Raw genomic sequence first — 274 nt, forward strand, 5'->3', positions numbered from 1 at the left:
GTGGCCGGGTCCAGGAGAGCGACGATGGTGAGCGGGGCCGACGGATCGGCGGCGGTCAACATAATCGGCGCGTCGTAGCCGTAGGCGGGACGGCCGGTGCGCTCGGCGAACCGCTGCACCACCTCCGCCCTCAGGACCCCGGGACCAGAGGTCAGGAACAGGACGGGCGTACCCAAGGGCGTTGTACGCAGCGCCGGGTCCAGGTCCAGCAGCGCCAGGAACTCGTCCTCGGACACCGCGAACGGGGTGCGGCCGGGCAGGTGCAGCACGATGT

1 pseudogene is annotated in these 274 nt (G+C 71.2%); it reads right to left on the reverse strand.

Annotated elements, in window-relative coordinates:
• Positions 1-274: pseudogene (locus RB628_RS42025) on the reverse strand (hypothetical protein); the annotation flags it as partial.

This window comes from Streptomyces sp. ADMS (genome assembly GCF_033441795.1).
Taxonomy (GTDB): domain Bacteria; phylum Actinomycetota; class Actinomycetes; order Streptomycetales; family Streptomycetaceae; genus Streptomyces.